Below are 21,434 nucleotides of genomic sequence, written 5' to 3' on the forward strand. Positions count from 1 at the left end.
CCTGCCGCAAGAAACAAGGAATCCGTTTATGACCTCCGCAGTGATCGTTTCCACCGCCCGCACGCCGCTCGCCAAGAGCTGGAAGGGCTCGTTCAACATGACGCACGGCGCCACGCTGGGCGGCCACGCCGTGCAGCATGCGGTGCAGCGCGCCGGCATCGACGGCGCGCACGTCGATGACGTCATCATGGGCTGCGCTACGCCGGAAGGTGCCACGGGCAGCAACATCGCGCGCCAGATCGCCATCAAGGCCGGCCTGCCCGTCACCACTTCCGGCATGACCATCAATCGCTTCTGCTCCTCGGGCCTGCAGACGATTGCCACCGCCGCGCAACGCATCATCGCGGGCGAGGGCGATGTCTACGTGGCCGGCGGTGTCGAGAGCATCTCCTGCGTGCAGCAGGAGATGAACCTGCACATGATCCAGGACCTGGCCCTGGCCAAGCAGAAGCCCGAGATCTACTGGAGCATGTTGCAGACGGCCGAGCAGGTCGCCAAGCGCTACGGCATCGGCCGCGACGCCATGGACGAGTACGGCGCCGCCAGCCAGCAGCGCGCGTGCGCGGCGCAGGCCGCCGGCCTGTTCGACGCCGAGATCGCGCCCATCACCGTCACCGCCGGCATCGCCGACAAGACGCTGGGCCTGATCACCAAGCAGGTGACCGTCAGCAAGGACGAAGGCACGCGCGAGGGCACGACCAAGGAAGGCATCAGCGGCATCAAGCCTGCGCTGCCCGGTGGCGTGATCGCGGCGGGCAACGCCAGCCAGTTCTCCGACGGCGCAGGCGCCTGCGTGGTGGTGAGCGAAGCCTATGCGGGCCAGCACGGCCTCAAGCCTCTGGGCCGTTTCCTCGGCTTTGCCGTGGCAGGCTGCGAGCCTGACGAAATGGGTATCGGCCCTGTCTTCGCCGTGCCCAAGGTGCTCAAGAAGCTGGGCCTCACGGTGCAGGACATCGACCTGTGGGAGCTGAACGAAGCCTTCGCCGTGCAGGTGCTCTACTGCCGCGACAAGCTGGGCATTCCGGCCGACCGCCTGAACGTGAACGGTGGCGCCATCGCCCTGGGCCACCCCTACGGCGTGAGCGGCCAGCGGCTGACCGGCCATGCCCTCATCGAAGGCAAGCGCCGCGGCGCCAAGCGCGTCTGCGTGACGATGTGCATCGGCGGCGGCATGGGCGCAGCCGGCGTGTTCGAAGTGCTGTAAGCGGCGGGCAGCCCTTTCGTCCCGCCTGAACCCCAACCCCGTGCCGGCGCTGTGCCTGCACGGGGTTTGCTATTTTTATAATAGCTGCATGCGCAGGTGGTGTAAGCCCTAGAGGCCTGAAAGGCTTGTATTTTCTCAGCGCTGGGTGGCCATGCGCACCCCCAGGCAGACCAGGGCGGCGCCCATCAATGCGTCCACAGGGCGGCGCAGGCGGGCGTAGGCCGCGCGCACGCGCCCGACCGAGAAGAACGCCGCCAGCAGGCCGAGCCACAGCGCGGTGATGGCGCCCACCAGCCCGACGACCGCGCCATACACCCAGGCGGGCGCCCCCACGGGCAGCAGCGTGACGAAGAGCGTGGCGAAGAAGGTGGCCGTCTTGGGGTTGGTCAGTCCCACCACGAAGCCTCGGCGCCAGGCGCCCGCGAGGCTCGCCGTGGCGGCGGCCCCATGCGTGGCGCCATCGGCTGCGGGGGCCCGCAGTGCGCCCCAGAGCATGCGGGCGCCCAGGTAGGTGAGGTAGGCCGCACCGGCCCAGCGGATGGCCTCGTACAGCCAGAACATTTCCTGGATCAGCAGGCCGAAGCCCAGGATGGCCAGCGTGGCCCACAGCGTCACCGCGCAGGCGATGCCCAGGCCCACAAAGATGCCGGCTCGGCGGTCGTGCAATGCCTGCGAGGTGACGGCGACGAAGTCCGGCCCTGGACTGGCGCACGCCAGCAGGATGATGGCGCAGAGCGTGGCGAGTTGCGGGAGGTAGTCCATGGGAGGCCGGGGAGGGTTGCGGGGTTCTATCTTCGCAAAGAGGGCGCCGATGCGCCAGCGAGGCAATGCCTGCGCGGAGGTGGGGGAGGGCGGTGCTCCGCAGGTCACGCACCAGACACATCGCTGCGCAGCGCGCTTCCATAATTTGCGCCATGACGACGCCTCTTCGCTCCACCCTCGACTTCCTGCTCTACGACTGGCTGCAAGCCGACGCGCTGCAGCAGCGCGAGCGCTTTGCCGACCATTCGCGCGAGACCTTCGATGCCGTCCTCGACACCTGCGCGCGCATCGCCCGCGAGAAGTACGCGCCCTTCAACCGGCTGGTCGACACCGAAGAGCCGCGCACTGAGACCCAGCCCGACGGCACGCTGCGCGTGGTGCTGCCCCAGGCCACCTACGACGCGCGCCGCGCCTACGCCGACTCGGGCCTGCTCAGCGCTGCGCAGGACTACGACGTGGGCGGCATGCAGCTGCCCTACACCGTGGAGGCGGCCGCCAACAGCTTCTTCGCGCTGGCGTCGATCAGCATCGGCTCCAACCTGCTCACCGCGGGCAATGCCAACCTGCTGATGGTGCACGGCACGCCCCTGCAGAAGGAGGTCTTTGCGCAGAACGAATTCAACGGCCGCTGGGCGGGCACCATGTGCCTGTCGGAGCCGCAGGCCGGCTCGTCGCTGTCCGACGTGGCCACCCGCGCCGTGCCCGACGGCGACGGTTCTGAGGCCGACCCGCTCGGCCCGCGCTACCGCCTGACCGGCAACAAGATGTGGATCAGCTCCGGCGACCACGAACTGACCGAGAACATCGTGCACTTGGTGCTGGCCAAGATTCCGGGGGCGGACGGCAAGCTGGTGCCCGGCGTCAAGGGCATCTCGCTGTTCATCGTGCCCAAGAAGCTGGTGGATGAGGCGGGCCAGTTGACGGGCGATCGCAACGACGTCGCACTGGCGGGCCTGAACCACAAGCTGGGCTGGCGCGGCACCACCAACACGCTGCTCAACTTCGGCGAGGGCACCTACCCCGTGCGGGGCGGCGCGGGGGCCATCGGCTACCGGGTCGGCCAGCCGGGCGAGGGCCTTAAATGCATGTTCCACATGATGAACGAGGCGCGCATCGGCATCGGCATGGCCGCCACCATGCTGGGGCTGGCGGGGTACTACGCCAGCCTGGATTACGCCAAGAACCGCCCCCAGGGCCGGCCGGTGGGCAAGGGCGGCAAGGACGCCGCCGCGCCCCAGGTGCGCCTGATCGAGCACGCCGACATCAAGCGCATGCTGCTGGCGCAAAAGAGCTACGGCGAGGGCGCGCTGGCGCTCAACCTGTACTGCGCGCGGCTGGTGGACGAGCAGCACACCGCACCCGCCGGCCAGGCCGACGAGGCGCGGCTGCTGCTGGAGGTGCTCACGCCCATCGCCAAGAGCTGGCCCAGCGAGTGGTGCCTGGAAGCCAATTCGCTTGCCATCCAGATCCACGGCGGCTACGGCTACACCCGCGACTTTCCCGTGGAGCAGTACTGGCGCGACAACCGCCTCAACATGATCCACGAGGGCACGCACGGCATCCAGGCCATGGACCTGCTGGGCCGCAAGGTGCTGATGGAAGGCGGCCGCGGGCTCACGCTCCTGGCCGGGCGCATCAACGACACGGTGCAGCGCGCCATCCAGCAGCCGGGCCTGGAGGCGCACGCCAATGCACTGGCCCAGGCGCTGGCCCAGGTGGGCGGTGCCACCAAGGCCGCCTGGGCCACCGACGAGCCCGCCGAGGCCCTGGCCAACGCCGTGCCCTACATGCAGGCCTTCGGCCACACCGTGCTGGCCTGGATGTGGCTGGAGCTGGCCCTGGCCACGCTGCGCGAAGATGCTACGCTTTCAAGAGCTGCCAGCGCAGGCAGGATGGGCGCTGCGACCTATTTCTATCACTATGAACTGCCGCGCATCGGCGCCTGGCTGAACGTGGTGCGCCAGCGCGACATGACCTGCGCGCAGCTGCCTGAAGACGCGTTCTGACGGCCGGGGGGAGGGCGCGGCAGCGCCTTGCGGTGCTGCCTTCGGTGGCGGCTATGGGCCTGCACCCCGCAATGGCATTGCAGGCGGCTCGCCCCGGCCGGCGCGGTGCGGGCGATGATGCCCACCGCGCGCGGGCGGACCGGCCCTGGCGGACCTTGCCGTAGCATCGGGCCGTAGTGCCGCACGCGTTCTGCGCCGTCGCGCCGCCTGTTTGCCTTCTTGCCCGTAGCCCATGCCGAATTCCTCTCCCGCCACCGACAACCCGACTCTCGCCCAGCTGCTGCAGCGCCGCTCCTGCTGGCCCCTGACCACACCGGCCCCGAGCGCCGACGAGCTGGGCCTGATCCTGGACGCGGCCGCCCGCGCCCCCGACCACGCCGGCCTTGTGCCGTGGCGCATGACGCTGCTGCAGGGCGATGCCCGCCATGCCCTGCTGCAGCGCGTGCTGAGCCACCCGCAGGCGCAGACCGAGGCCGTGCAGTCCATGCGCGGCAAGTACACATCCAAGCTCACCACCGCGCCCGTGGTGCTGGTGCTGCACGCCCACATCCAGGACCACCCCAAGGCGCCCGAGTTCGAGCAGCTGCTGGCTGCCGGCGGTGCGTATACCAACGTGCTCAATGCCGCCTTCGCGCTGGGTTACGGCGCGTTCTGGAGCAGCACGCCCGGCGCCCTGGGCCAGCTGCTGCACAGCGTGCTGGGGCTGGGCCCGAACGACCGCATGCTGGGCTTGCTGAACCTGGGCACGCGGGTGAACCCGCTGGTGGCCGCGCGGCGCGTGGCGCGCGACACGTATGTGAGCGAGTGGCGCGGGGACTGACGGCAGCCCTCTGAACGCGGATCTCCAGGCACGGAGTTCTGCGGTCCGCCGGTCTGCCCGTGCCGCGGGGCGCCCTCGCCAGGCCCGCCGGATCACGCAGGCGACACGCGCCCTGGCGGCGTCCCTCCACAATCGTTGTGCTGATTTTTCACAGCGATTGACGCAGATACAAGGCAGGAGACGACACCCATGGCACGCAAGGTCCAGCAACTCTTCGATCTCACCGGCAAGACGGCCCTCGTCACCGGCGGCTCACGCGGTCTCGGGCTGCAGCTCGCGCACGCGCTGGGCGAGGCCGGCGCCCGCATCATGCTCACTTCGCGCAAGGCCGCCGATCTGGAAGAGTCCGCCGCCGAGCTGCAGGCCGCCGGCATCGACGCGCGCTGGATCGCCGCCGACTGCGCCCGCGAGGAAGACATCGACCGCCTCGCCACCGAGACGCTTGAGCGCATGGGCGACGTGGACATCCTCGTCAACAACGCGGGCGCCAGCTGGGGCGCTCCGGCCGAAGACCACCCCGCTGCTGCGTGGGACAAGGTGATGAACCTGAACGTGCGCGGCTACTTCCTGCTGTCGCAGGCCATTGCCAAGCGCAGCATGATCGCCCGCAAGACCGGGCGCATCATCAACGTGGCCTCCGTCGCCGGCCTGGGCGGCAACCCCATCGCCATGAAGACCATCGCCTACAACACCTCCAAGGGCGCCGTGATCAACTTCACGCGTGCGCTGGCTGCGGAGTGGGGCGTGCACGGCATCACCGTCAATGCCATCTGCCCGGGCTTCTTCAAGACCAAGATGGCGAGCGTGCTCATCGAGACGCTGGGCGAACAGGAGATGGCCAACCACGCGCCGCTGCGCCGCCTGGGCGACGACGAAGACCTCAAGGGCCTGGCCCTGCTGTATGCCAGCGATGCGGGCAAGCACATCACCGGGCAGTGGATGGCGGTGGATGGCGGCGTGAGCGTCGTCGTCGGTGGATAGGGTAGGGTATCGGGTACAACCCCCTGAGCGGCTCTGCCGCTCCATGCTGCCGCCAGAGGCGGCTGCCCCTCAGGCGCGTCCAAGCCTGCGCAGGCAGGCTCGGAGCCGCGGCCTTCAGCCCCTTTTCTCGGCTGCGCCGGGAAGGGGGACACCGCCAGCGCGGCGGGGCGGCCCTTGCGCGGCGGTTGCTGGTAGGGGCCGCGCCCGTTTTCACCGTCTGTATCTAAAGGAAGTTGCTTTGCTGAGTTTTGGCGCCGAGATTCCGTTCGTGAACCACCTGGGCTTCACGCTGCACCACATGAAGGACGGTGCGTCCGAGATGCGCTATGAAGCGGCGCCGGAGCACATGAACTCGTTCGCCGTCACCCATGGCGGTGCCACCATGGCGCTGCTGGACGTGGTGATGGCCACGGCGGCGCGCAGCGACACGCCGGAGTTCGGCGTGGTCACCATCGAGATGAAGACCAGCTTCATGCAGCCGGCGCGCGGCCCGCTGGTGGCCAAGGGGCGGCTGATCCACCGCACCAGGTCCATGGCCTTCACCGAGGGCACCGTCTACGACGCCGAGGGCCGCGTGTGCAGCCATGCGACGGGCACGTTCAAGTACGTGCCCCGCGCCCGTTCGGAGCACGAGGGCAGCAGCGGTGCGCTGCCGACCGACTGAGCTCATTCTTTTAAGTTGAAATGGCCTCTAGCGCTTGCGTATCAAGCGCAGGCTGCTATCAAAACCGTATTTACAGGAGATGGACACCATGCCACGCAATCAGCAGATCCTGCTCGACAACCGTCCCCAGGGCGAAGCCACCACGGGCAACTTCAAGCTCGTCGCCACCGACACGCCGGCGCTGGCCGACGGCCAGGTGCTGGTGCGCCACCACTACCTGAGCCTGGACCCGTACATGCGCGGGCGCATGAACGAGAGCAAGAGCTACGCGGCCAGCCAGCCCCTGGGCGAGGTGATGATCGGCGGCACGGCGGGCGAAGTGGTGGAGAGCCGCAACGCCAAGTACGCCGTGGGCGACAAGGTCGTCGGCATGGGCGGCTGGCAGGAGTGGAGCGTGGTGGACGGCAACGCGCCGGGCATGCTGCGCAAGGTGGACACCGCGCACGTGCCGCTGTCGCACTACCTGGGCGCCGTGGGCATGCCCGGCGTGACGGCGTGGTACGGCCTGGTCAAGATCATCGCGCCCAAGGCCGGCGAGACGGTGGTGGTCAGCGCCGCCACGGGCGCTGTGGGCAGCGCCTTCGCCGCGCTGGCCAAGGCGCGCGGCTGCCGCGTGGTGGGCATTGCCGGCGGCAAGGAAAAGTGCCGCTACGCCACCGAGGAGCTGGGCTTCGACGTCTGCATCGACCACCGCGAGCATGGTGACCTGAAGGCCATGTCCAAGGCGCTCAAGGAAGCCTGCCCGGACGGCATCGACGGCTACTTCGAGAACGTGGGCGGCTACATCCTCGACGCCGTGCTGCTGCGCGCCAACGCCTTCGCGCGCGTGGCCGTCTGCGGAATGATCGCCGGCTACGACGGCCAGCCGCTGCCGCTGCAGAACCCGGCCCTCATCCTGGTCAACCGCATGAAGGTCGAAGGCTTCATCGTCAGCGAGCACATGGAGATCTGGCCCGAGGCGCTGAAGGAATTGGGCACGCTGGTCGGCACCGGCAAGCTGCGCCCGCGCGAGACCATCGCCCAGGGCCTGGCGGCGGCACCCGAGGCGTTCCTGGGCCTGCTCAAGGGCAAGAACTTCGGCAAGCAACTGGTCAAGCTGGTCGATTGAGCGCAGGAACGCAGCCGGCAGCCCGGCGGCAGGACAATGGCCGGCGGTGAAAGGCCTTGCGTCCGCCGCGGGCGGGCGGGCCGGCCCACGCTTCAACGACCCATGACAACCGTGACGAACGACCCCACGACTTCTCCGCAATCCGCATCCGGCGGCGCGGCTGCGCGCGCCTGGCACTGGACTTGGGCCCGCTTCGACGACCTGGGCGTGCACGCCCTGCATGACGCGCTGGCCTTGCGCTGCCGCGTCTTCATCCTGGAGCAGGGCCCTTACCAGGACCCGGACGATGCCGACAAGCACGCATGGCATTTGCTCGGGCGCGCCCAGCCGGACGGCCCGCTGCTGGCCGTGCTGCGCGTGGTGGACCCGGGCGTGAAGTACGCCGAGCCGTCCATGGGCCGCGTGGCCACCGCTGCGCAGGCGCGGGGCACCGGCCTGGGGCGTGCGCTCATCCATGAAGGCATGCAGCGCTGCCGCCAGGCCTGGCCGGGCCACGGCGTGCGCATCAGCGCGCAGGCCCATCTGCAGCGTTTCTATGCCGAGCAGGGATTCGTTACCGTCTCCGAGCCGTACCTGGAAGACGATATCCCGCATGTGGAAATGCTTTGGAGCCCGCCGCCGCCGCCGATGAAGGACGCGGCCGCAGCCTGAGCGCCTTCGCCGGTCCTTCCCATCACCATCGCGTCCGCCACGCCGATCGATCCCCATCCCAGGAGCTCCCGATGACCACTGAACTCATCCTGCACCATTACCCCTCGTCGCCCTTCGCGCAGAAGATCCGCTCGGTGCTCGGCTTCAAGCAGCTGGCCTGGAACTCGGTGGTGGTGCCCAGCATCATGCCCAAGCCGGACGTGGTGGCGCTTACCGGTGGCTACCGGCGCACGCCCTTCCTGCAGATCGGCGCCGACATCTACTGCGACACCGCCCTGATCTGCGATGTGCTGGAGCATGTGCAGCCCGAGCCGGTGCTGTACCCGCCGCACCTCAAGGGCGTGTCGCGCGTGTTCGCGCAGTGGGCCGACACGGCGCTGTTCCAGGCGTCCATGGCCTACAGCCTGCAGCCGCGTGGCGCGGCCGCGCTGTTTTCCAACCTGCCCGCCAGCGCGATCGAGGCCTTCTCCGCCGACCGCAAGGCCATGGGGGGCGGCGCCCCGCGCATTCGCCCGCCCGACGCTACCGCGGCCTACCGCTCCTACCTGCGCCGCATCGCGCACATGGTGGAAGAGCATCCCTTCCTGTTCGGTGCCGAGCCTTGCGTGGCCGACTTCGCGGCGTACCACCCGCTGTGGTTCACGCGCACCTGCGTGCCGGTGATGGCCGAGATCTTCCAGGCCACACCGGCGGTACTGGAATGGATGGACCGCATCGCCGCGCTGGGCCAGGGCCGCATGGCCAAGTTCACGGCGCAGGACGCCATCACCGTGGCCGCCAACGCCACGCCGCTGCCCTTGGCGGACGACGTGTTCCAGGACGAGCACGGCATTCCACTGGGCAGTGCAGTCACCATCGCGGCCGAGAGCTTCGGCACCGAGCCGACCGAAGGCACGCTGATCGCGGCCACGCGCACCCGCTACACGCTGCAGCGCACCGACCCGCGTGCCGGCCTGGTGCATGTGCACTTTCCTCGGATCGGGTATGCACTGAAGCCATCCCCCTGAGCGGCTGCGCCGCTTCACCCTTCTCTCATCGCTGCGCGATGGGAAGGGGGACGCCACCAGCGCGGCGGGGCGGCCCTTGCGCGGTGGCTGCTGGTCTGGGCCGCGCCTGTTTTCACCGAGTGACCCGATTCAAACAAGCAGGAGACAACGCATGATCGAGAACTTTGAAGGCAAGACCGCCGTGCTGACGGGCGCAGGCTCCGGCTTTGGGCTGGAGTGCGCGCGCATCGGGGCGCAGCGGGGCATGAACCTGGTGCTGGTCGATGTGCAGCAGGACGCGCTCGATGCAGCGGCGGCCGAGATGCAGGCTGCCGGCGCGCAGGTGCTGGCGCAGCGCGTGGATGTGTCCAACGCCCAGCAGATGGAGCAGCTGGCCGCGGCGGTGCAGGCGCGCTTCGGGGCGCCGCACTTCGTGTTCAACAACGCCGGCGTGGGCTCGGGCGGGCTGGTGTGGGAGAGCACCGTGGCCGACTGGGAGTGGGTGCTGGGCGTGAACCTGTGGGGCGTGATCCACGGCGTCCGGCTCTTCACGCCCATGATGCTGGCCGCGGCGGCGCAAGACCCGTCCTGGCGCGGCCACATCGTCAACACGGCCAGCATGGCCGGTTTGCTCAATCCGCCCAACATGGGCGTGTACAACGTGAGCAAGCACGCCGTGGTCAGCCTGACCGAGACGCTGTACCAGGACCTGTCGCTGGTGACCGACCAGGTGGGCGCCAGCGTGCTGTGCCCCTTCTTCGTGGCCACGGGCATCCACGCCAGCGAGCGCAACCGGCCCGAGGGCCTGGCGGCCGGCCGGGCCACCAAGAGCCAGCTCATCGGCCAGGCCATGACGGGCAAGGCCGTGACCAGCGGCAAGGTGACGGCGGCCGAAGTGGCCGCGAAGGTGTTCGACGCCATGGCCACCGGCCAGTTCTACATCTACAGCCACCCCAAGGCCATCGGCTCGGTGCAGACGCGGCTGGAGGATGTGCTGCAGGCGCGCAACCCGACCGACCCGTTTGCCGACAAGCCCGAGCTGGGCGCACAGCTGCGGGCTGCATTGCGGGCGGTGTGAGGGCGGCAGCGCGCATGGCCTACCGGATTCAAGCCATTTTGCCCTCTAGCGCTTGTGGGATAAGCGCATGCAGCTATTGATTGCATAGCGATGCAGGTGGCGGGCTACTGCGTGTTTGCCACGGCCCTCGGCGTCTGCGCGCTCGCGTGGGGCGCAGGCGGCATCGTGGCCGTGCAGCTGCCGGAGGACAGCGAGACCGCCACGCTGGAGCGCATGCTGCGGGGCCGCACGGTGGCGCCCGGCGCGGCGCAGGCGCCGCTGCCCGCTGACGTGCAGGCGGCGGTAGAGGGCATCCAGGCGCTGCTGGCCGGCGCGCCGCGCGACCTGCGCGAGGTGGCGCTGGACATGTCGGGCATCTCGCCTTTCCACCAGCGGGTCTACGCGATGGCCCGTGCCATTGCGCCGGGCCAGACGCTCACCTACGGCGAGGTGGCCGAGGCGCTGGGCGACAAGGCGCTGTCGCGCGCCGTGGGCCAGGCCCTGGGCGCCAACCCGTTCGCCCCGGTGGTGCCCTGCCATCGCGTGCTGGCCGCCGGCGGCCGCTTCGGCGGTTTCTCAGCCGGGGGCGGGGCGCTGACCAAGCTGCGCATGCTGGAGATCGAAGGCGCGGCGCTGGGCGGCACCCGCTCGCTTTTCGGGCCGGGCGCTGCTTAGAACGTGTTTACGATCTCGCAGGGGTCGCGTTGGAGCGCAATCGGGATGAGTGGACGCTTCGGATGCGCCGCATGGGCTTGTGCCCATGCAAGCATTCGAGGCGTTCAATCGCCCGATTTCGCTCCAACCCTTCGGGCAGTGGCGTTTGCCGGCGGTCTGCGGCGTTGCGGCACTTGCCAATAGCCGAGCTATTGGCAGCGCACCGCGCCTTGCATCCCCTCCCGCAAACGCCACTGCGCGGCCCCAGGGAGATCGTCAACACGTTCTTGGAACGGGTTGACGGTCTCAGGGGACGGGCGTTCCAACCCGGCCCCCCGGGAGATCGCCAGCACGTTGCAAGTGGCTGGGCGGGCCCGCAAGGCCTGGCATTTGTGCGGCCATGTCCTGCGTGCAGGTCGGCGCCCAGCGCGTAAGCTGCGGCCATGGCACTCCCTGCACACCTTCCGGCTCCCGCTCCCATTCCGCCTTGCCGCTCGTGCCGGGACGGGCAGGATCTGGGCTTCGAATTCACGATGGCGTTCCAGCCCATCGTCGATGTGCGAGAGCGCAGCGTGGTGGCCTATGAGGCCCTGGTGCGCGGCAAGGATGGCGCCGGTGCGGCCCACATCCTGCAGCAGGTGACGGCCGAGAACCGCTACACCTTCGACCAGGCCTGCCGGGTGAAGGCCATCGAGCTGGCCCAGCGGCTCGGCATCGCCTGCCGGCTGAACATCAACTTTCTGCCCAACGCCGTCTACCAGCCGGAGGCCTGCATCCGCGCCACGCTGGCCGCAGCCGAGCGCTCCGGTTTTCCGCTGCACCGCATCGCCTTCGAGGTGGCGGAGCAGGAACACGTGGTGGACAAACTGCACCTCAAGAACATCATGCGCTCGTACCGGCGCCATGGCTTCGGCACGGCGATCGACGACTTCGGCGCGGGCTACGCCGGGCTGGAGCTGCTGGCCGACTTCCAGCCCGACGTGATCAAGATCGACATGTCGCTGCTGCGCGGCATCGACACCGACGGCGTGCGCCAGGCCATCGTGCAGGGCGTGGTGGGTATCTGCGCCGCGCTGCAGATCGGTGTGGTGGCCGAGGGTGTGGAGACGGCGTCCGAACTGCAGACGCTGCAGGCCATGGGCGTGCACCTGTTCCAGGGCTACCTGTTCGCCCGGCCTGCGGTCGAAGCGCTGCCCGCCGTCCTCTGGCCCTGAGCTGCAGCCCTCGCCTATGGCGATGCGGGCGATGGCTCTTGCGGGCCGGCCGCGGGCTGGGGCCGCACCAGCCGCACGGGCAACTGCGTTCCCTTGCCCATGTTGCCCGTGGTCTCGCCGGTTTCCATGTCCACCGCCCAGCCTTTCTGCGCCGACATTCCGCTCTCTCCCTGTCCGCCGCGCTGCACATTGCCGTAGGCGTAGGGGTTCACCGTGGCGGTATTGATGCTGGCCGTGCCGGTCCAGTGCCATTCCATCGGGGTGGCCGGGAACAGCACCGGGTCCAGCGTCGGCGGCTGGACCGACCGGTTGACCAAGCGGCGCAGCTCGTTCACCCGGGGCAGGCGCCAGCGCACGTCCTCGGCCTTCCAGCGTTCCTTGGCCAGCGCCTGGGCCTGGGCGTAGGTGAATAGCTGTGCCGTGCCGGTGCAGGTCTTGCCGTTCCAGCTCATGCCTTCCACGCAGCGGGGCCAGGCCAGATGGGTGCGTGCGTCGATCACCAAGGTGCCGTCGGGCGACAGGGTGAAGGTGGAGGCCGGTGCGGAGGCGGGCGGTTTGGCGGGTGTGGCTGCCGTGCCCTGGCCCTGGGCTGCGCAGGGCAGTAGCAATGCGGCGAGGAGGGAAAGGGCGGCGGCCGCACCGCGGCGGGCCGTGGCGGCGTGACAGCGGTGCAGGGAGCGAAGAGAAAGCAAGGTCTGCATGGTGAGGGGCCTTCCAGGGCGTGCGTCTGGCGGGAGGGCCGGGGTGCCGGGCCTGCGGGCCCGGGGAGCGGGCCGTGGGTGCATTCTGCGGCAAGCCCCTGGCCCGCGGGCAGAATGTGGGCCCTTTGTTGATCCCGCTCGCCCGTGCGGGGACTGCCGGCCGGCCTGCGCGCGCACGATCCCGTCGATCGTCGCGGGCGGCCGCTGCCGGCGACCGGACGGACGAGCGGCCCTTGGCCCATGCACCCGCCTTCTCCCGTCGCTCCGCTGTCCTCCCCCGGCTCCGCCCTGGGCGGGCGCCTGCAGTCCATCGATGCCCTGCGCGGCCTAGTGATCCTGTTCATGCTGCTGGACCATGTGCGGGAGACCTTCTATCTTCACCACCAGGTCGGCGACCCGATGGATGTCGCGGCCACCGAGCCGGCCCTGTTCTTCAGCCGGCTGCTGGCCCATGTGTGTGCTCCGGTGTTCGTCTTCCTCACCGGGCTGTCGGCCTGCCTGTACGGCGCGAACAAGGTCGACCGCCGGGCCGCGGCCGCCACGTTCCTGGCCCAGCGCGGCCTGTTCCTGGTAGTGCTTGAGGTCACGCTGGTCAACTTTGCCTGGACCTTCCAGTTCCCGCCCCAGGTGCTGTACCTGCAGGTCATCTGGGTCATCGGCCTGAGCATGCTGGCGCTGTCGGCCCTGCTGTGGCTGCCCCGGCCGGTGCTGATCGTGCTGGGCCTGGCGCTGGTGGCCGGGCACAACCTGCTGGACGGGCTGCATTTCGATCCGGGCCACGCCATGCACATACCCTGGGCGGTGCTGCACGACCGCGGCTGGATCGCAGTGGGCGAGACGCTGCGGCTGCGCACCTCGTACCCGCTGCTGCCATGGATCGGCGTGATCGCTCTGGGGTATGCCGCGGGGCCCTGGTTTGCGGGCAGTGCGGCGCCGGCACTGCGGCAACGCCGGTTGCTGGCCTGGGGCGTGGCATTGCTGGTGGGCTTTGCCTTGCTACGGGCCTTGAACGGCTACGGCGAAGCGCCCTGGGCAGCCGGCGCCACGCCGCTGCGCACGGTGATGGGCTTTCTGAACGTCACCAAGTACCCGCCCTCGCTGCTGTTCCTGCTGCTGACGCTGGGCATCGGCCTGCTGGCGCTGTGGGTCTTCGAGCGGCGCCAGCCGGCGCGCTGGCTCGGCGTGCTGGCCGTTTTCGGGGCCGTGCCCATGTTCTTCTATCTGCTCCACCTGTACGTGCTGAAGCTGCTGTACCTGGCGGCAGCGGGTATCTGGGGCTTCAACCAGGGCCGCTACTTCGGCTTCGACGGCATGGGGGCCGTGTGGCTGTGCGCGGTGCTGCTGGCGTTGGCGCTGTATGGGCCGGTGCGTGCCTTCGGCCGCTTCAAGGCACGCCGCAAGGACATCGCCTGGCTCAAGTACCTGTGATGTGGAGGCAGCGCCGAGGGCCTCCGGACCGCCGCAGAGATCAACCCCACGGCGGCAGACGCGTGCGCCGTGCACCACAATGGGGCCAATGCAGTTGTCCCATTTTCTCCAGGCCGCGCTCGTGCTCGGCCTGCTTTCGGCCATTGGGCCCTTCGCCATCGACATGTACCTGCCGGCGCTGCCGGCCATCGGCGCCAGCCTGGGCGCCGACGTGGCCGCCGTGCAGTGGAGCCTGACGGCCTTTTTCCTCTCCCTGGGCGTGGGCCAGCTGTTCTACGGGCCCGTTTCCGACATGGTGGGCCGCAAGCCGCCGCTGTACTTCGGCCTGGCGTTGTTCACGCTGGCCAGCGTGGGCTGCGCGCTGGCTACGGATATCCACACCCTGGTGGCGCTGCGCTTCGTGCAGGGCCTGGGGGCGGCGGCCGGCATGGTGATTCCACGCGCCGTGGTGCGCGACATGCACACCGGCAACGAGGCCGCGCGTTTGATGTCGCTGCTCATGCTGGTGTTCAGCGTGTCGCCCCTGCTGGCGCCGCTGGCCGGCAGCGGGGTCATCGCGCTCACCGGCTGGCGCGGCGTGTTCTGGGCCGTGGCCGTGGCGGCGCTGGCCGGCCTGGTGCTGGTGCGCCAGGCGCTGCCCGAGACGCGCTTGCCCGCCGACCGGCTGGGCAGCGACCTGCGCAGTGCACTGGCCGGTTATGCCGTGCTGCTGCGCGATACGCACTTCCTGGGCCTGGTGTTCATCAGCGGCTGCTCGATCGGCGGCTTCTTTGTGTACCTGGCCAGCTCGCCCTTCGTGCTCATCAACCACTACGGCCTCACGCCGGTGCAGTACAGCCTGGCGTTCTCGGTGAACGCCGCAGCCTTCTTCGCCTCGGCCCAGTTCACGGCGCGGCTGGGGCGGCGTTTCGGGCTGGTGGCCGTGGTGAAGGCGGCCGTCAGCGCGGCGGCGGCCGTCATGCTGGCCCTGCTGGCGTATTACCTGTCGGGCGGCGACCGGCTGGCCGTGCTGCTGGGCCTGTATTTCGTGGCCAGCGGCTGCATGGGGCTGGTGATACCCACCACCTCCGTCCTGGCACTGGAAGAGCATGGCGCCATCGCCGGCACCGCCTCGGCGCTGCTGGGCACGCTGCAGATGCTGATCGGCGCGGTGGCCATGGGCCTGGTGGGCCTGTTCGCCACGGGCCAGCCGCTGCCCATGGTGGTGGGCATGGCCACCGGCGCGCTCATCGGCTTCGCCCTCACCTGGATCACCCTGGGCGGCGCCCGCGCGCACCGCGTGGCGGGGCCGCAGGCATGAGCGCCGCGGCCCCGCTGCCGGGCGCCCCGGCCGGCACCGGCGCGCCCGTGCTGCACGACGGCCTGCCGGTGCCCGCGCGCCACCGGGCCATGCTGGTCATCATCCTCGGCATCACCCTGGCCGTGCTGGACAGCAGCATCGTCAACCTGGCGCTGCCAGCGATCGGGCGCGAGCTGGGTGCCGGCGCGGCGCAGTCCATCTGGGTGGTCAATGCCTACCAGATCGCCACGCTGGTGCTGCTGCTGCCCCTGGCCGCGCTGGGCGACCGCTACGGCTATCGGCGCGTGTACCTGCTGGGCATGGTGCTGTTCGCGGCGGCCTCGGTGGCGGCCATGCTGGCGACCTCGCTGCCGGTACTGATCGCGGCGCGGGCGCTGCAGGGCATGGGCGCGGCGGGCCTCATGAGCGTGAACGCGGCGCTGGTGCGGCTCATCTACCCGCGGGCGGCGCTCGGGCGCGGCATGGCCATCAACTCGCTGGTGGTGGCCACCGCGTCGATGGCCGGGCCGTCGGTGGCGGCGGGCATCCTGTCGGTGGCGTCGTGGCACTGGCTGTTCGCCATCAACCTGCCGCTGGGGCTGCTCACGCTGTGGCTGGGCCGCCAGGCGTTGCCGGGCAATCCGGTCAAGGCGCACGACACGCCACGCTTCTCGTTCATCGACGTGGCGCTGAACATCGCCATGTTCACGCTGATCTTCATCGGTGGCGAGCAGCTCGGCGTGCGCGGCGATGCCGGGGCGCAAGGCGTGCCCACCACCCCCTGGCTGGGCTGGGCGCTGCTGGCGGCGGGGCTGGTGGTGGGTGCGGTGTACCTGCGTCGGCAGTGGCCGCTGGCGGCGCCGCTCTTCCCGGTGGATCTGCTGCGCATTCCCGTGTTCGCGCTGTCCATGGCCTCTTCGGTCAGCGCCTTCAGCGCGCAGATGCTGGCCTTCTTGGCGCTGCCCTTCCTGCTGCTGGAGGTGCACGGCCGCTCGCACCTGGAGGCGGGCCTGCTGATCACCGCCTGGCCGTTGGCTATCGTGATCGTGGCGCCCATCGCCGGGCGGCTCATCGGGCGCTTCCAGGACGGCTGGCTGGGCGGGGTGGGCATGGGCCTGTTCGCCTGCGGCCTGCTGGCGCTGGCCCTGATGCCCACGCAGGCCGCCACGGCGGACGTGGTGTGGCGCATGGCGCTGTGCGGCGTGGGCTTTGCGCTGTTCCAGTCGCCCAACAACCACACCATCGTGACCTCGGCGCCCCTGCACCGCAGCGGCGCGGCCAGCGGCATGCTGGGCACCGCGCGCCTGACCGGGCAGACGTTGGGCGCGGTGGTGCTGGCAGGCATCTTCGCCGTGTGGACGGAGCACGACGGCCGGGGCGAATCGATCGCGCTGATGCTGGCGGCCGGCTGCGCCGTGCTGGGCGGCGTGTGCAGCACGCTGCGCGTGCGCCAGCCGCACGGCTGAAAGAGCAAAGGGCGGCCGCGCAGGCCAGGTGGGCCTGCTGCGACGTCAATGCATCGCGCAGCGGCGGGCGTCGTCGAAGGGCATGGGGCGGCCCAGCAGGTAGCCCTGCAGATGATCGACGCCCAGGTCGCCCAGCGTGCGGGCCTCGTCCTCGGTTTCCACGCCTTCGGCGGTGATGCCGCTGCCGATGTCGTGCGCGAAGAGGATCAGGCCGCGCGCCAGTGCGCGGCGGCTGGGGTCGGCGTCGATGCCCCGGGTGATGCTCATGTCCAGCTTGATCACGTCCGGCTGCAGGTTCAGGATGTGCCGCATGCTGGCGTAGCCGGCGCCCGCATCGTCGATGGCCAGGCGCGCACCGCGGTCGCGCAGCGGCTGCAGCGTGGCCGCGAGGGTGGTGTAGTTGTCCACGGTGGCGTGTTCGGTGATCTCCACCACGATGCGCGACAGGTCGGCGAACTCCAGGGTGCGGGCCAGGCTGCCGTCGAGCACCGCCGCCGGCGAGCAGTTGATGCTGAGCGACAGGTGCGGTGCGAAGGCCGGCAGCATCTCCAGCGCCTTGTGCAGGGCATGCAACTCCAGCTCGGTGCCCAGCCCGGCCCCGGCCGCAGCGTCAAACCAGACGTTCGGCGGGCGCCGCGGCTCCAGGTCGAAGGTGGACAGGCATTCGAAGCCCTCCAGCCGCTGCGGGCGCAGCGCGTAGATGGGCTGGTAGACGATGCGCGGCGCCCCGCTGTCCATGGCGTGCCGGATGCGCGCGACCGTTTCCCTTTGCACGCGCTGAGCGGCGTGCTGCTCGTCGATGCGGTCGGCGATCACGTCGGCGAAGGCGCGCATCAGCTGCATGTCGCGCTCGCCCAGGCTGGGGTCGGGCTGGTGGCGAAAGCAGCATAGCGTGCCGTGGACCACGCCGGTGCTGAGCACGATGGGCACGCTCAGGTGCGCGCCGATGGGGATGGCCGCCGTGGCGGGGATGGCCTGCGCGGCCGGCAGGGCGGAGGTGTCCGGAATGCACTGCGGCAGCTCCCCGCGCACCACCTTCAGGCAGTAGCCCTCCTGCAGCGAAAGGCTGCCGCCGCGCTGGACGGGCGATGCAGGGTTGTCGGCATCCGCATGGTCGAACAGGCGGTCCTGCGCGCGGAAGCGGGAGATGAACGCCACGTCCATGCCCAGGTGCTTGCGCACCGTGTGCAGCATGCGGTCGATGCCGACCAGGCCCACGCTCTCGGCAATGACGGTGGACACGGGATTCGGACGGGCATCGAAGAGGCTGGGCGGGTGGCGCATGGAGGGGCTTTCCTGCAGGTGGAACAGCTCCGGTGTACTGGAAAAAGCAGCGCCGCGATAGCGGAGGCCAGCGCGTTTTGCTCGCCTGGATGCAGCGTTGTGGCGCGGGCTCTACGCACGTACCGTGGGCCTGTCGCAAGCCTTTAAAGCCAAAATGGCCGCAAGCGCTTGATAGATAAGCGCATATCGCTATCAATATAATAGCTATGGGCCGTTGCCCAGGCGTCCGGCGATCTCTTGCGCCAGGGTGCGTACGGTGAGCGGTGCGCAGCCTTCGGCGTGGTTGCTGATGGTCACGTACGCCCGCTGGCCCCGGCCGGTGATGCCGGCAATGGCCTGCGCCAGCGCCGCGTGCAGCGCGGGCTCGGGGTGGTGGATGCGGTCATAGGGGCCGTAGAGCTTCTCGGCTTCTTCATAACCATAGGGGCCGTGCACGGGATGCAGGTTCCAGCGGCACACCAGCGGACCCGGCCACAGAAGGCGCAGCAAGCGGAGCTGGTCGGCCAGGGGCGGCATCTTGGCATGCAGCCCGACGCAGTAGGTGGCGCCCGCCGAGCGCAGCACTTCGGCCAACCGCGGCATCACTGCCGGGGCCAGCCATTCGGGATCGCGCACTTCCACTGCGACAACGCCGTCCGGCGCGGTGGGCGCCAGCGCGGGCAGGGCCTGCAACATGGCGTGCAGCCGGTCGAGCACGGCATCGATACGCTGAAGCTGCGGCCAGGGCAGGGGACTGAGCTGGAACACCAGTGCTCCGGTCAGCGGGCCCAGGCCCTCCAGCGCCGGCTGCACGAACTCCTGCACCGCCAGCTGCGGGCTGAGGAACGCCGGATTGGGCTCGCGGCCCCGGCCGTCCTCGCTGCGCACCAGCGCATCGGTCACCAGGCTGGGCGCCTTGACCACGAAGCGGAAGTCCGGCGGCACCTGGGCCGCGTAGCGCAGGTAGTCGCTCACCGTGAGCGGGCGGTAGAAGCTGCGGTCGATGCTCACCGTGCGCAGCAACGGGTGCTGCGCATAGACGGGCAGGCCCTTCTTGGCCAGGGTCTGCTCGGAATGCGCGCCTTCCCAGACCAGCCCCTGCCAGCCGGGGTAGCTCCACGAGGAAGTTCCCAGTCGCAGCTGCGGAGGCAGGCGGGCCGCCAAGGCGTGCAGCTCCGCATCCCATGCGGCGGGGTGCACGCCGGTGCGCCGCGCGGGCGCCGCCGTGCCGGGCGGCGGAGCCAGGGCGGAATCGGGCGGTGGCGGTGGCGTGGGCGTATCGGGCGGGGCGCCGAACAGGTCGTCTTGCATGCCGGTGGCGGGGAGGGGGCGTTGCGAACAGCGAAAGAGAACCGGCACCATTATCCCGGCCCGGTGCGGCCATGAAGGGCCGGCTGGCCGACAGACTGCGGCGCCACGCGGCGCTCCGGCGCGTACCGGTGCGACGCGGCGGCAGCGCAGAGGCGGCAGAATCCGGTTCCCGATCGCTCACAGCCCGCCACCATGCCCCGCTCCCACCCACGCCTTCGATCCTTGACCTGGCCCACCGCCTCCACCGCCTGGCGCGCGCGGACCGCGGCGTGCGCGGCTGCGCTGCTGGTGGCGGCCTGCGGGGGCGGCAGCAGCGGCGCGGCGGAAGGCGTCGCCAAGACGGAGGAGGCCGGCGATGCGGCGGGCGTTGCTGCGGCGGCCCCCCTGGCGGGTGCCACCCCCGTGACGGCGGCCGCTACGGCTGCCGGCACCGTGGTGGCCCGGTTCACGCCGAGCGACGCGGACTGGCCGAACCCTGAGCGCGGCTTCTACCGCTGGTCATGGACGAAGCTCAACGCGCTCAGTGCCAGCGACATGCAGGACGCCTACGAGCAAGGCTACCGGCTGCTCTACACGCCGCTGGACCTGTCCTCCTACCGCTCGCGCGAACTGCCGGCCAGCTTGTTGACGCGGCTCGATACGTCCTTTGCCCGGGCGCGTGCGGCCGGGGTCAAGCTGATCGTGCGCGCGTCGTACAACTACCCCGAATCCGAGACGGAGTACCGCAACGTCAAGGACGCCCCGCTGTCCCGCGTGCTGGGCCATATCGCACAACTCAAGCCGGTTCTGCAGCGCAACGCCGATGTGATCGCCTTCGTGCAGGCCGGCTTCATCGGCGCCTGGGGGGAATGGCATACCTCGTCCAACCAGCTCACCACGCCCGCCAACCGCACCCAGGTGCGCGATGCGCTGCTGGACGCCGTGCCCGCCAGCCGCTTCGTGCAGCTGCGCACGCCCGCGTACGTGATGGACTGGGCGCCCACCCTGCCGACGCTCGCGGCGGTGCTGGGCGGCGCTTATCGCATGGGCGTGCACAACGACTGCTTCCTGGCCAGCACGACCGACGTGGGCACCTACGACGAGAACGCCGGCCGCCGCGCCACCCAGCGCGACTATGTGGACCGTCTGGGTGACCTCGCCCCCTTCGGTGGCGAGACCTGCGACCCGGCCGACGAGGACCAGCCGACGCCGCGCACCACCTGCCCGGACATCCTGGCCGAAGGCGCGCGCTACAACCTGACCTATCTGAATGACGAGTACTACCGCGACCTGTTCCACACGCAGTGGGAAAAGGGGGGCTGCATGGCCGAGGTGCGTCGACGCATGGGTTATCGGCTGGAGTGGGTGCAGGCCGAGCATGCCGACGCCGTCGGGCGCGGCGAAGTCTTAGCCGTGGCGCTGACGGTGCGCAACACGGGCTGGGCCCGCCTCTTCAATCCGCGCGCAATGCAATTGGTGCTGCGGGACGGAGCGGGAGCCGTGCACCGCCTGCCCGCCAGCGGTGCCGACCCGCGCACGTGGGCCGCCGGTTCCGAGACCGCAGAGACCGTGCGCAGCACCGTTCCGGCGGACTTGCCTGCGGGCACCTACGAGGTATTGCTGGCCTTGCCGGACGGCGATGCCCGCCTGGCCGCAGATGCACGCTTTGCCGTGCGCCCGGCCAACGCGGACGCCCCGGCCGCGGGCCAACGCTGGGATGCCGCGCTGGGCGCTTTCGCGCTGGGCACACGGGTGCTGGTGCGCTAACTGGTTTCGGCACGCATCGGGCGGCAACTGCGGGCGGTTGAAGGGAAGGGCTCTAACGCAAACACCCCGGAGATCGCCGTAGCGATCGCCGGGGTGTGACTATGCGGGCCGTCCGATGCCGCGGAGGCACACG

19 protein-coding genes are annotated in these 21,434 nt (G+C 70.0%); 15 read left to right on the forward strand and 4 right to left on the reverse strand.

Features of this window, described 5'->3' with window-relative positions; all coding sequences use genetic code 11:
- Positions 1-28 precede the first annotated feature (28 nt).
- On the forward strand, positions 29-1,204 hold the full coding sequence (locus tag QE399_RS14480) for an acetyl-CoA C-acyltransferase (RefSeq protein ID WP_309829616.1): 1,176 nt from the start codon (positions 29-31) through the stop codon (positions 1,202-1,204).
- A 135-nt stretch (positions 1,205-1,339) separates the two neighbouring features.
- Here the strand turns inward: QE399_RS14480 and QE399_RS14485 are convergent, their stop codons facing one another.
- Positions 1,340-1,966 carry a LysE family translocator gene (locus QE399_RS14485; RefSeq protein ID WP_309829618.1) on the reverse strand — a complete coding sequence of 209 codons (627 nt, stop codon included), beginning with the start codon at positions 1,964-1,966 and terminating at the stop codon, positions 1,340-1,342.
- A 152-nt stretch (positions 1,967-2,118) separates the two neighbouring features.
- Between QE399_RS14485 and QE399_RS14490 the strand changes: the two genes are divergently transcribed.
- From QE399_RS14490 to QE399_RS14535, 10 genes are all read left to right on the forward strand, one after another.
- Positions 2,119-3,972 carry an acyl-CoA dehydrogenase gene (locus QE399_RS14490; RefSeq protein ID WP_309829620.1) on the forward strand — a complete coding sequence of 618 codons (1,854 nt, stop codon included), beginning with the start codon at positions 2,119-2,121 and terminating at the stop codon, positions 3,970-3,972.
- Between the two features lie 232 nt (positions 3,973-4,204).
- The gene (locus QE399_RS14495; protein ID WP_309829622.1) at positions 4,205-4,792 is read left to right on the forward strand and encodes a nitroreductase family protein; all 588 of its coding nucleotides are present in this window, start codon (positions 4,205-4,207) and stop codon (positions 4,790-4,792) included.
- Between the two features lie 189 nt (positions 4,793-4,981).
- Positions 4,982-5,773 (forward strand): SDR family oxidoreductase, encoded by a 792-nt coding sequence (locus QE399_RS14500; RefSeq protein WP_309829624.1) that lies wholly within the window; start codon positions 4,982-4,984, stop codon positions 5,771-5,773.
- Positions 5,774-6,011: 238 nt separating this feature from the next.
- On the forward strand, positions 6,012-6,437 hold the full coding sequence (locus tag QE399_RS14505; RefSeq protein ID WP_309829625.1) for a PaaI family thioesterase: 426 nt from the start codon (positions 6,012-6,014) through the stop codon (positions 6,435-6,437).
- Positions 6,438-6,525: 88 nt separating this feature from the next.
- Positions 6,526-7,545: an NADP-dependent oxidoreductase gene (locus tag QE399_RS14510; RefSeq protein WP_309829628.1), complete on the forward strand. Its 1,020-nt coding sequence runs from the start codon at positions 6,526-6,528 to the stop codon at positions 7,543-7,545.
- A 102-nt stretch (positions 7,546-7,647) separates the two neighbouring features.
- Positions 7,648-8,196, forward strand: a complete 549-nt coding sequence (locus tag QE399_RS14515) for a GNAT family N-acetyltransferase (RefSeq protein ID WP_309829630.1) — start codon at positions 7,648-7,650, stop codon at positions 8,194-8,196.
- Positions 8,197-8,267: 71 nt separating this feature from the next.
- Positions 8,268-9,203, forward strand: a complete 936-nt coding sequence (locus QE399_RS14520; protein WP_309829632.1) for a glutathione S-transferase family protein — start codon at positions 8,268-8,270, stop codon at positions 9,201-9,203.
- A 151-nt stretch (positions 9,204-9,354) separates the two neighbouring features.
- Positions 9,355-10,260, forward strand: a complete 906-nt coding sequence (locus QE399_RS14525) for an SDR family oxidoreductase (protein ID WP_309829634.1) — start codon at positions 9,355-9,357, stop codon at positions 10,258-10,260.
- A 90-nt stretch (positions 10,261-10,350) separates the two neighbouring features.
- Positions 10,351-10,914: a methylated-DNA--[protein]-cysteine S-methyltransferase gene (locus tag QE399_RS14530; protein ID WP_309829636.1), complete on the forward strand. Its 564-nt coding sequence runs from the start codon at positions 10,351-10,353 to the stop codon at positions 10,912-10,914.
- Between the two features lie 422 nt (positions 10,915-11,336).
- Positions 11,337-12,107, forward strand: a complete 771-nt coding sequence (locus tag QE399_RS14535) for an EAL domain-containing protein (protein ID WP_309829638.1) — start codon at positions 11,337-11,339, stop codon at positions 12,105-12,107.
- Positions 12,108-12,121: 14 nt separating this feature from the next.
- Here the strand turns inward: QE399_RS14535 and QE399_RS14540 are convergent, their stop codons facing one another.
- Positions 12,122-12,808 carry an Lcl C-terminal domain-containing protein gene (locus tag QE399_RS14540; protein WP_309829640.1) on the reverse strand — a complete coding sequence of 229 codons (687 nt, stop codon included), beginning with the start codon at positions 12,806-12,808 and terminating at the stop codon, positions 12,122-12,124.
- Positions 12,809-13,048: 240 nt separating this feature from the next.
- Here QE399_RS14540 and QE399_RS14545 point away from each other — a divergent pair, with 240 nt between their 5' ends.
- The 3 genes from QE399_RS14545 (at position 13,049) to QE399_RS14555 (ending at position 16,981) form a co-directional block, all read left to right on the forward strand.
- Positions 13,049-14,236, forward strand: coding sequence for an acetyltransferase domain-containing protein (locus QE399_RS14545; RefSeq protein WP_309829642.1), 1,188 nt, complete (start codon positions 13,049-13,051; stop codon positions 14,234-14,236).
- 88 nt (positions 14,237-14,324) lie between these two features.
- Positions 14,325-15,536, forward strand: a complete 1,212-nt coding sequence (locus QE399_RS14550; protein ID WP_309829644.1) for a multidrug effflux MFS transporter — start codon at positions 14,325-14,327, stop codon at positions 15,534-15,536.
- On the forward strand, positions 15,533-16,981 hold the full coding sequence (locus QE399_RS14555; protein WP_309829646.1) for an MFS transporter: 1,449 nt from the start codon (positions 15,533-15,535) through the stop codon (positions 16,979-16,981). The genes QE399_RS14550 and QE399_RS14555 overlap by 4 nt, the downstream gene beginning before the upstream one ends.
- 45 nt (positions 16,982-17,026) lie before the next feature.
- On the opposite strand, the gene QE399_RS14560 is transcribed toward QE399_RS14555, so the two are convergent.
- The gene (locus tag QE399_RS14560) at positions 17,027-18,265 is read right to left on the reverse strand and encodes a sensor domain-containing phosphodiesterase (RefSeq protein ID WP_309829648.1); all 1,239 of its coding nucleotides are present in this window, start codon (positions 18,263-18,265) and stop codon (positions 17,027-17,029) included.
- Positions 18,266-18,469: 204 nt separating this feature from the next.
- Positions 18,470-19,555, reverse strand: coding sequence for a DUF72 domain-containing protein (locus QE399_RS14565; protein WP_309829650.1), 1,086 nt, complete (start codon positions 19,553-19,555; stop codon positions 18,470-18,472).
- 222 nt (positions 19,556-19,777) lie between these two features.
- Here QE399_RS14565 and QE399_RS14570 point away from each other — a divergent pair, with 222 nt between their 5' ends.
- Positions 19,778-21,301, forward strand: coding sequence for a DUF4832 domain-containing protein (locus QE399_RS14570; protein ID WP_309829652.1), 1,524 nt, complete (start codon positions 19,778-19,780; stop codon positions 21,299-21,301).
- The last annotated feature ends 133 nt before the right edge of the window (positions 21,302-21,434 follow it).

It is taken from the genome of Paracidovorax wautersii, from assembly GCF_031453675.1.
In the GTDB taxonomy this organism is placed as follows: Bacteria; Pseudomonadota; Gammaproteobacteria; order Burkholderiales; family Burkholderiaceae_C; genus Paracidovorax.

What these genes read in the sequence shown, in the direction of transcription:
- QE399_RS14480 (WP_309829616.1), top strand. Translation starts at nt 29, where the DNA reads ATGACCTCCGCAGTGATCGTTTCCACCGCCCGCACGCCGCTCGCCAAG.
- QE399_RS14485 (WP_309829618.1), bottom strand. Translation starts at nt 1,966, where the DNA reads ATGGACTACCTCCCGCAACTCGCCACGCTCTGCGCCATCATCCTGCTG.
- QE399_RS14490 (WP_309829620.1), top strand. Translation starts at nt 2,119, where the DNA reads ATGACGACGCCTCTTCGCTCCACCCTCGACTTCCTGCTCTACGACTGG.
- QE399_RS14495 (WP_309829622.1), top strand. Translation starts at nt 4,205, where the DNA reads ATGCCGAATTCCTCTCCCGCCACCGACAACCCGACTCTCGCCCAGCTG.
- QE399_RS14500 (WP_309829624.1), top strand. Translation starts at nt 4,982, where the DNA reads ATGGCACGCAAGGTCCAGCAACTCTTCGATCTCACCGGCAAGACGGCC.
- QE399_RS14510 (WP_309829628.1), top strand. Translation starts at nt 6,526, where the DNA reads ATGCCACGCAATCAGCAGATCCTGCTCGACAACCGTCCCCAGGGCGAA.
- QE399_RS14515 (WP_309829630.1), top strand. Translation starts at nt 7,648, where the DNA reads ATGACAACCGTGACGAACGACCCCACGACTTCTCCGCAATCCGCATCC.
- QE399_RS14520 (WP_309829632.1), top strand. Translation starts at nt 8,268, where the DNA reads ATGACCACTGAACTCATCCTGCACCATTACCCCTCGTCGCCCTTCGCG.
- QE399_RS14525 (WP_309829634.1), top strand. Translation starts at nt 9,355, where the DNA reads ATGATCGAGAACTTTGAAGGCAAGACCGCCGTGCTGACGGGCGCAGGC.
- QE399_RS14530 (WP_309829636.1), top strand. Translation starts at nt 10,351, where the DNA reads ATGCAGGTGGCGGGCTACTGCGTGTTTGCCACGGCCCTCGGCGTCTGC.
- QE399_RS14535 (WP_309829638.1), top strand. Translation starts at nt 11,337, where the DNA reads ATGGCACTCCCTGCACACCTTCCGGCTCCCGCTCCCATTCCGCCTTGC.
- QE399_RS14540 (WP_309829640.1), bottom strand. Translation starts at nt 12,808, where the DNA reads ATGCAGACCTTGCTTTCTCTTCGCTCCCTGCACCGCTGTCACGCCGCC.
- QE399_RS14545 (WP_309829642.1), top strand. Translation starts at nt 13,049, where the DNA reads ATGCACCCGCCTTCTCCCGTCGCTCCGCTGTCCTCCCCCGGCTCCGCC.
- QE399_RS14550 (WP_309829644.1), top strand. Translation starts at nt 14,325, where the DNA reads ATGCAGTTGTCCCATTTTCTCCAGGCCGCGCTCGTGCTCGGCCTGCTT.
- QE399_RS14555 (WP_309829646.1), top strand. Translation starts at nt 15,533, where the DNA reads ATGAGCGCCGCGGCCCCGCTGCCGGGCGCCCCGGCCGGCACCGGCGCG.
- QE399_RS14560 (WP_309829648.1), bottom strand. Translation starts at nt 18,265, where the DNA reads ATGCGCCACCCGCCCAGCCTCTTCGATGCCCGTCCGAATCCCGTGTCC.
- QE399_RS14565 (WP_309829650.1), bottom strand. Translation starts at nt 19,555, where the DNA reads ATGCAAGACGACCTGTTCGGCGCCCCGCCCGATACGCCCACGCCACCG.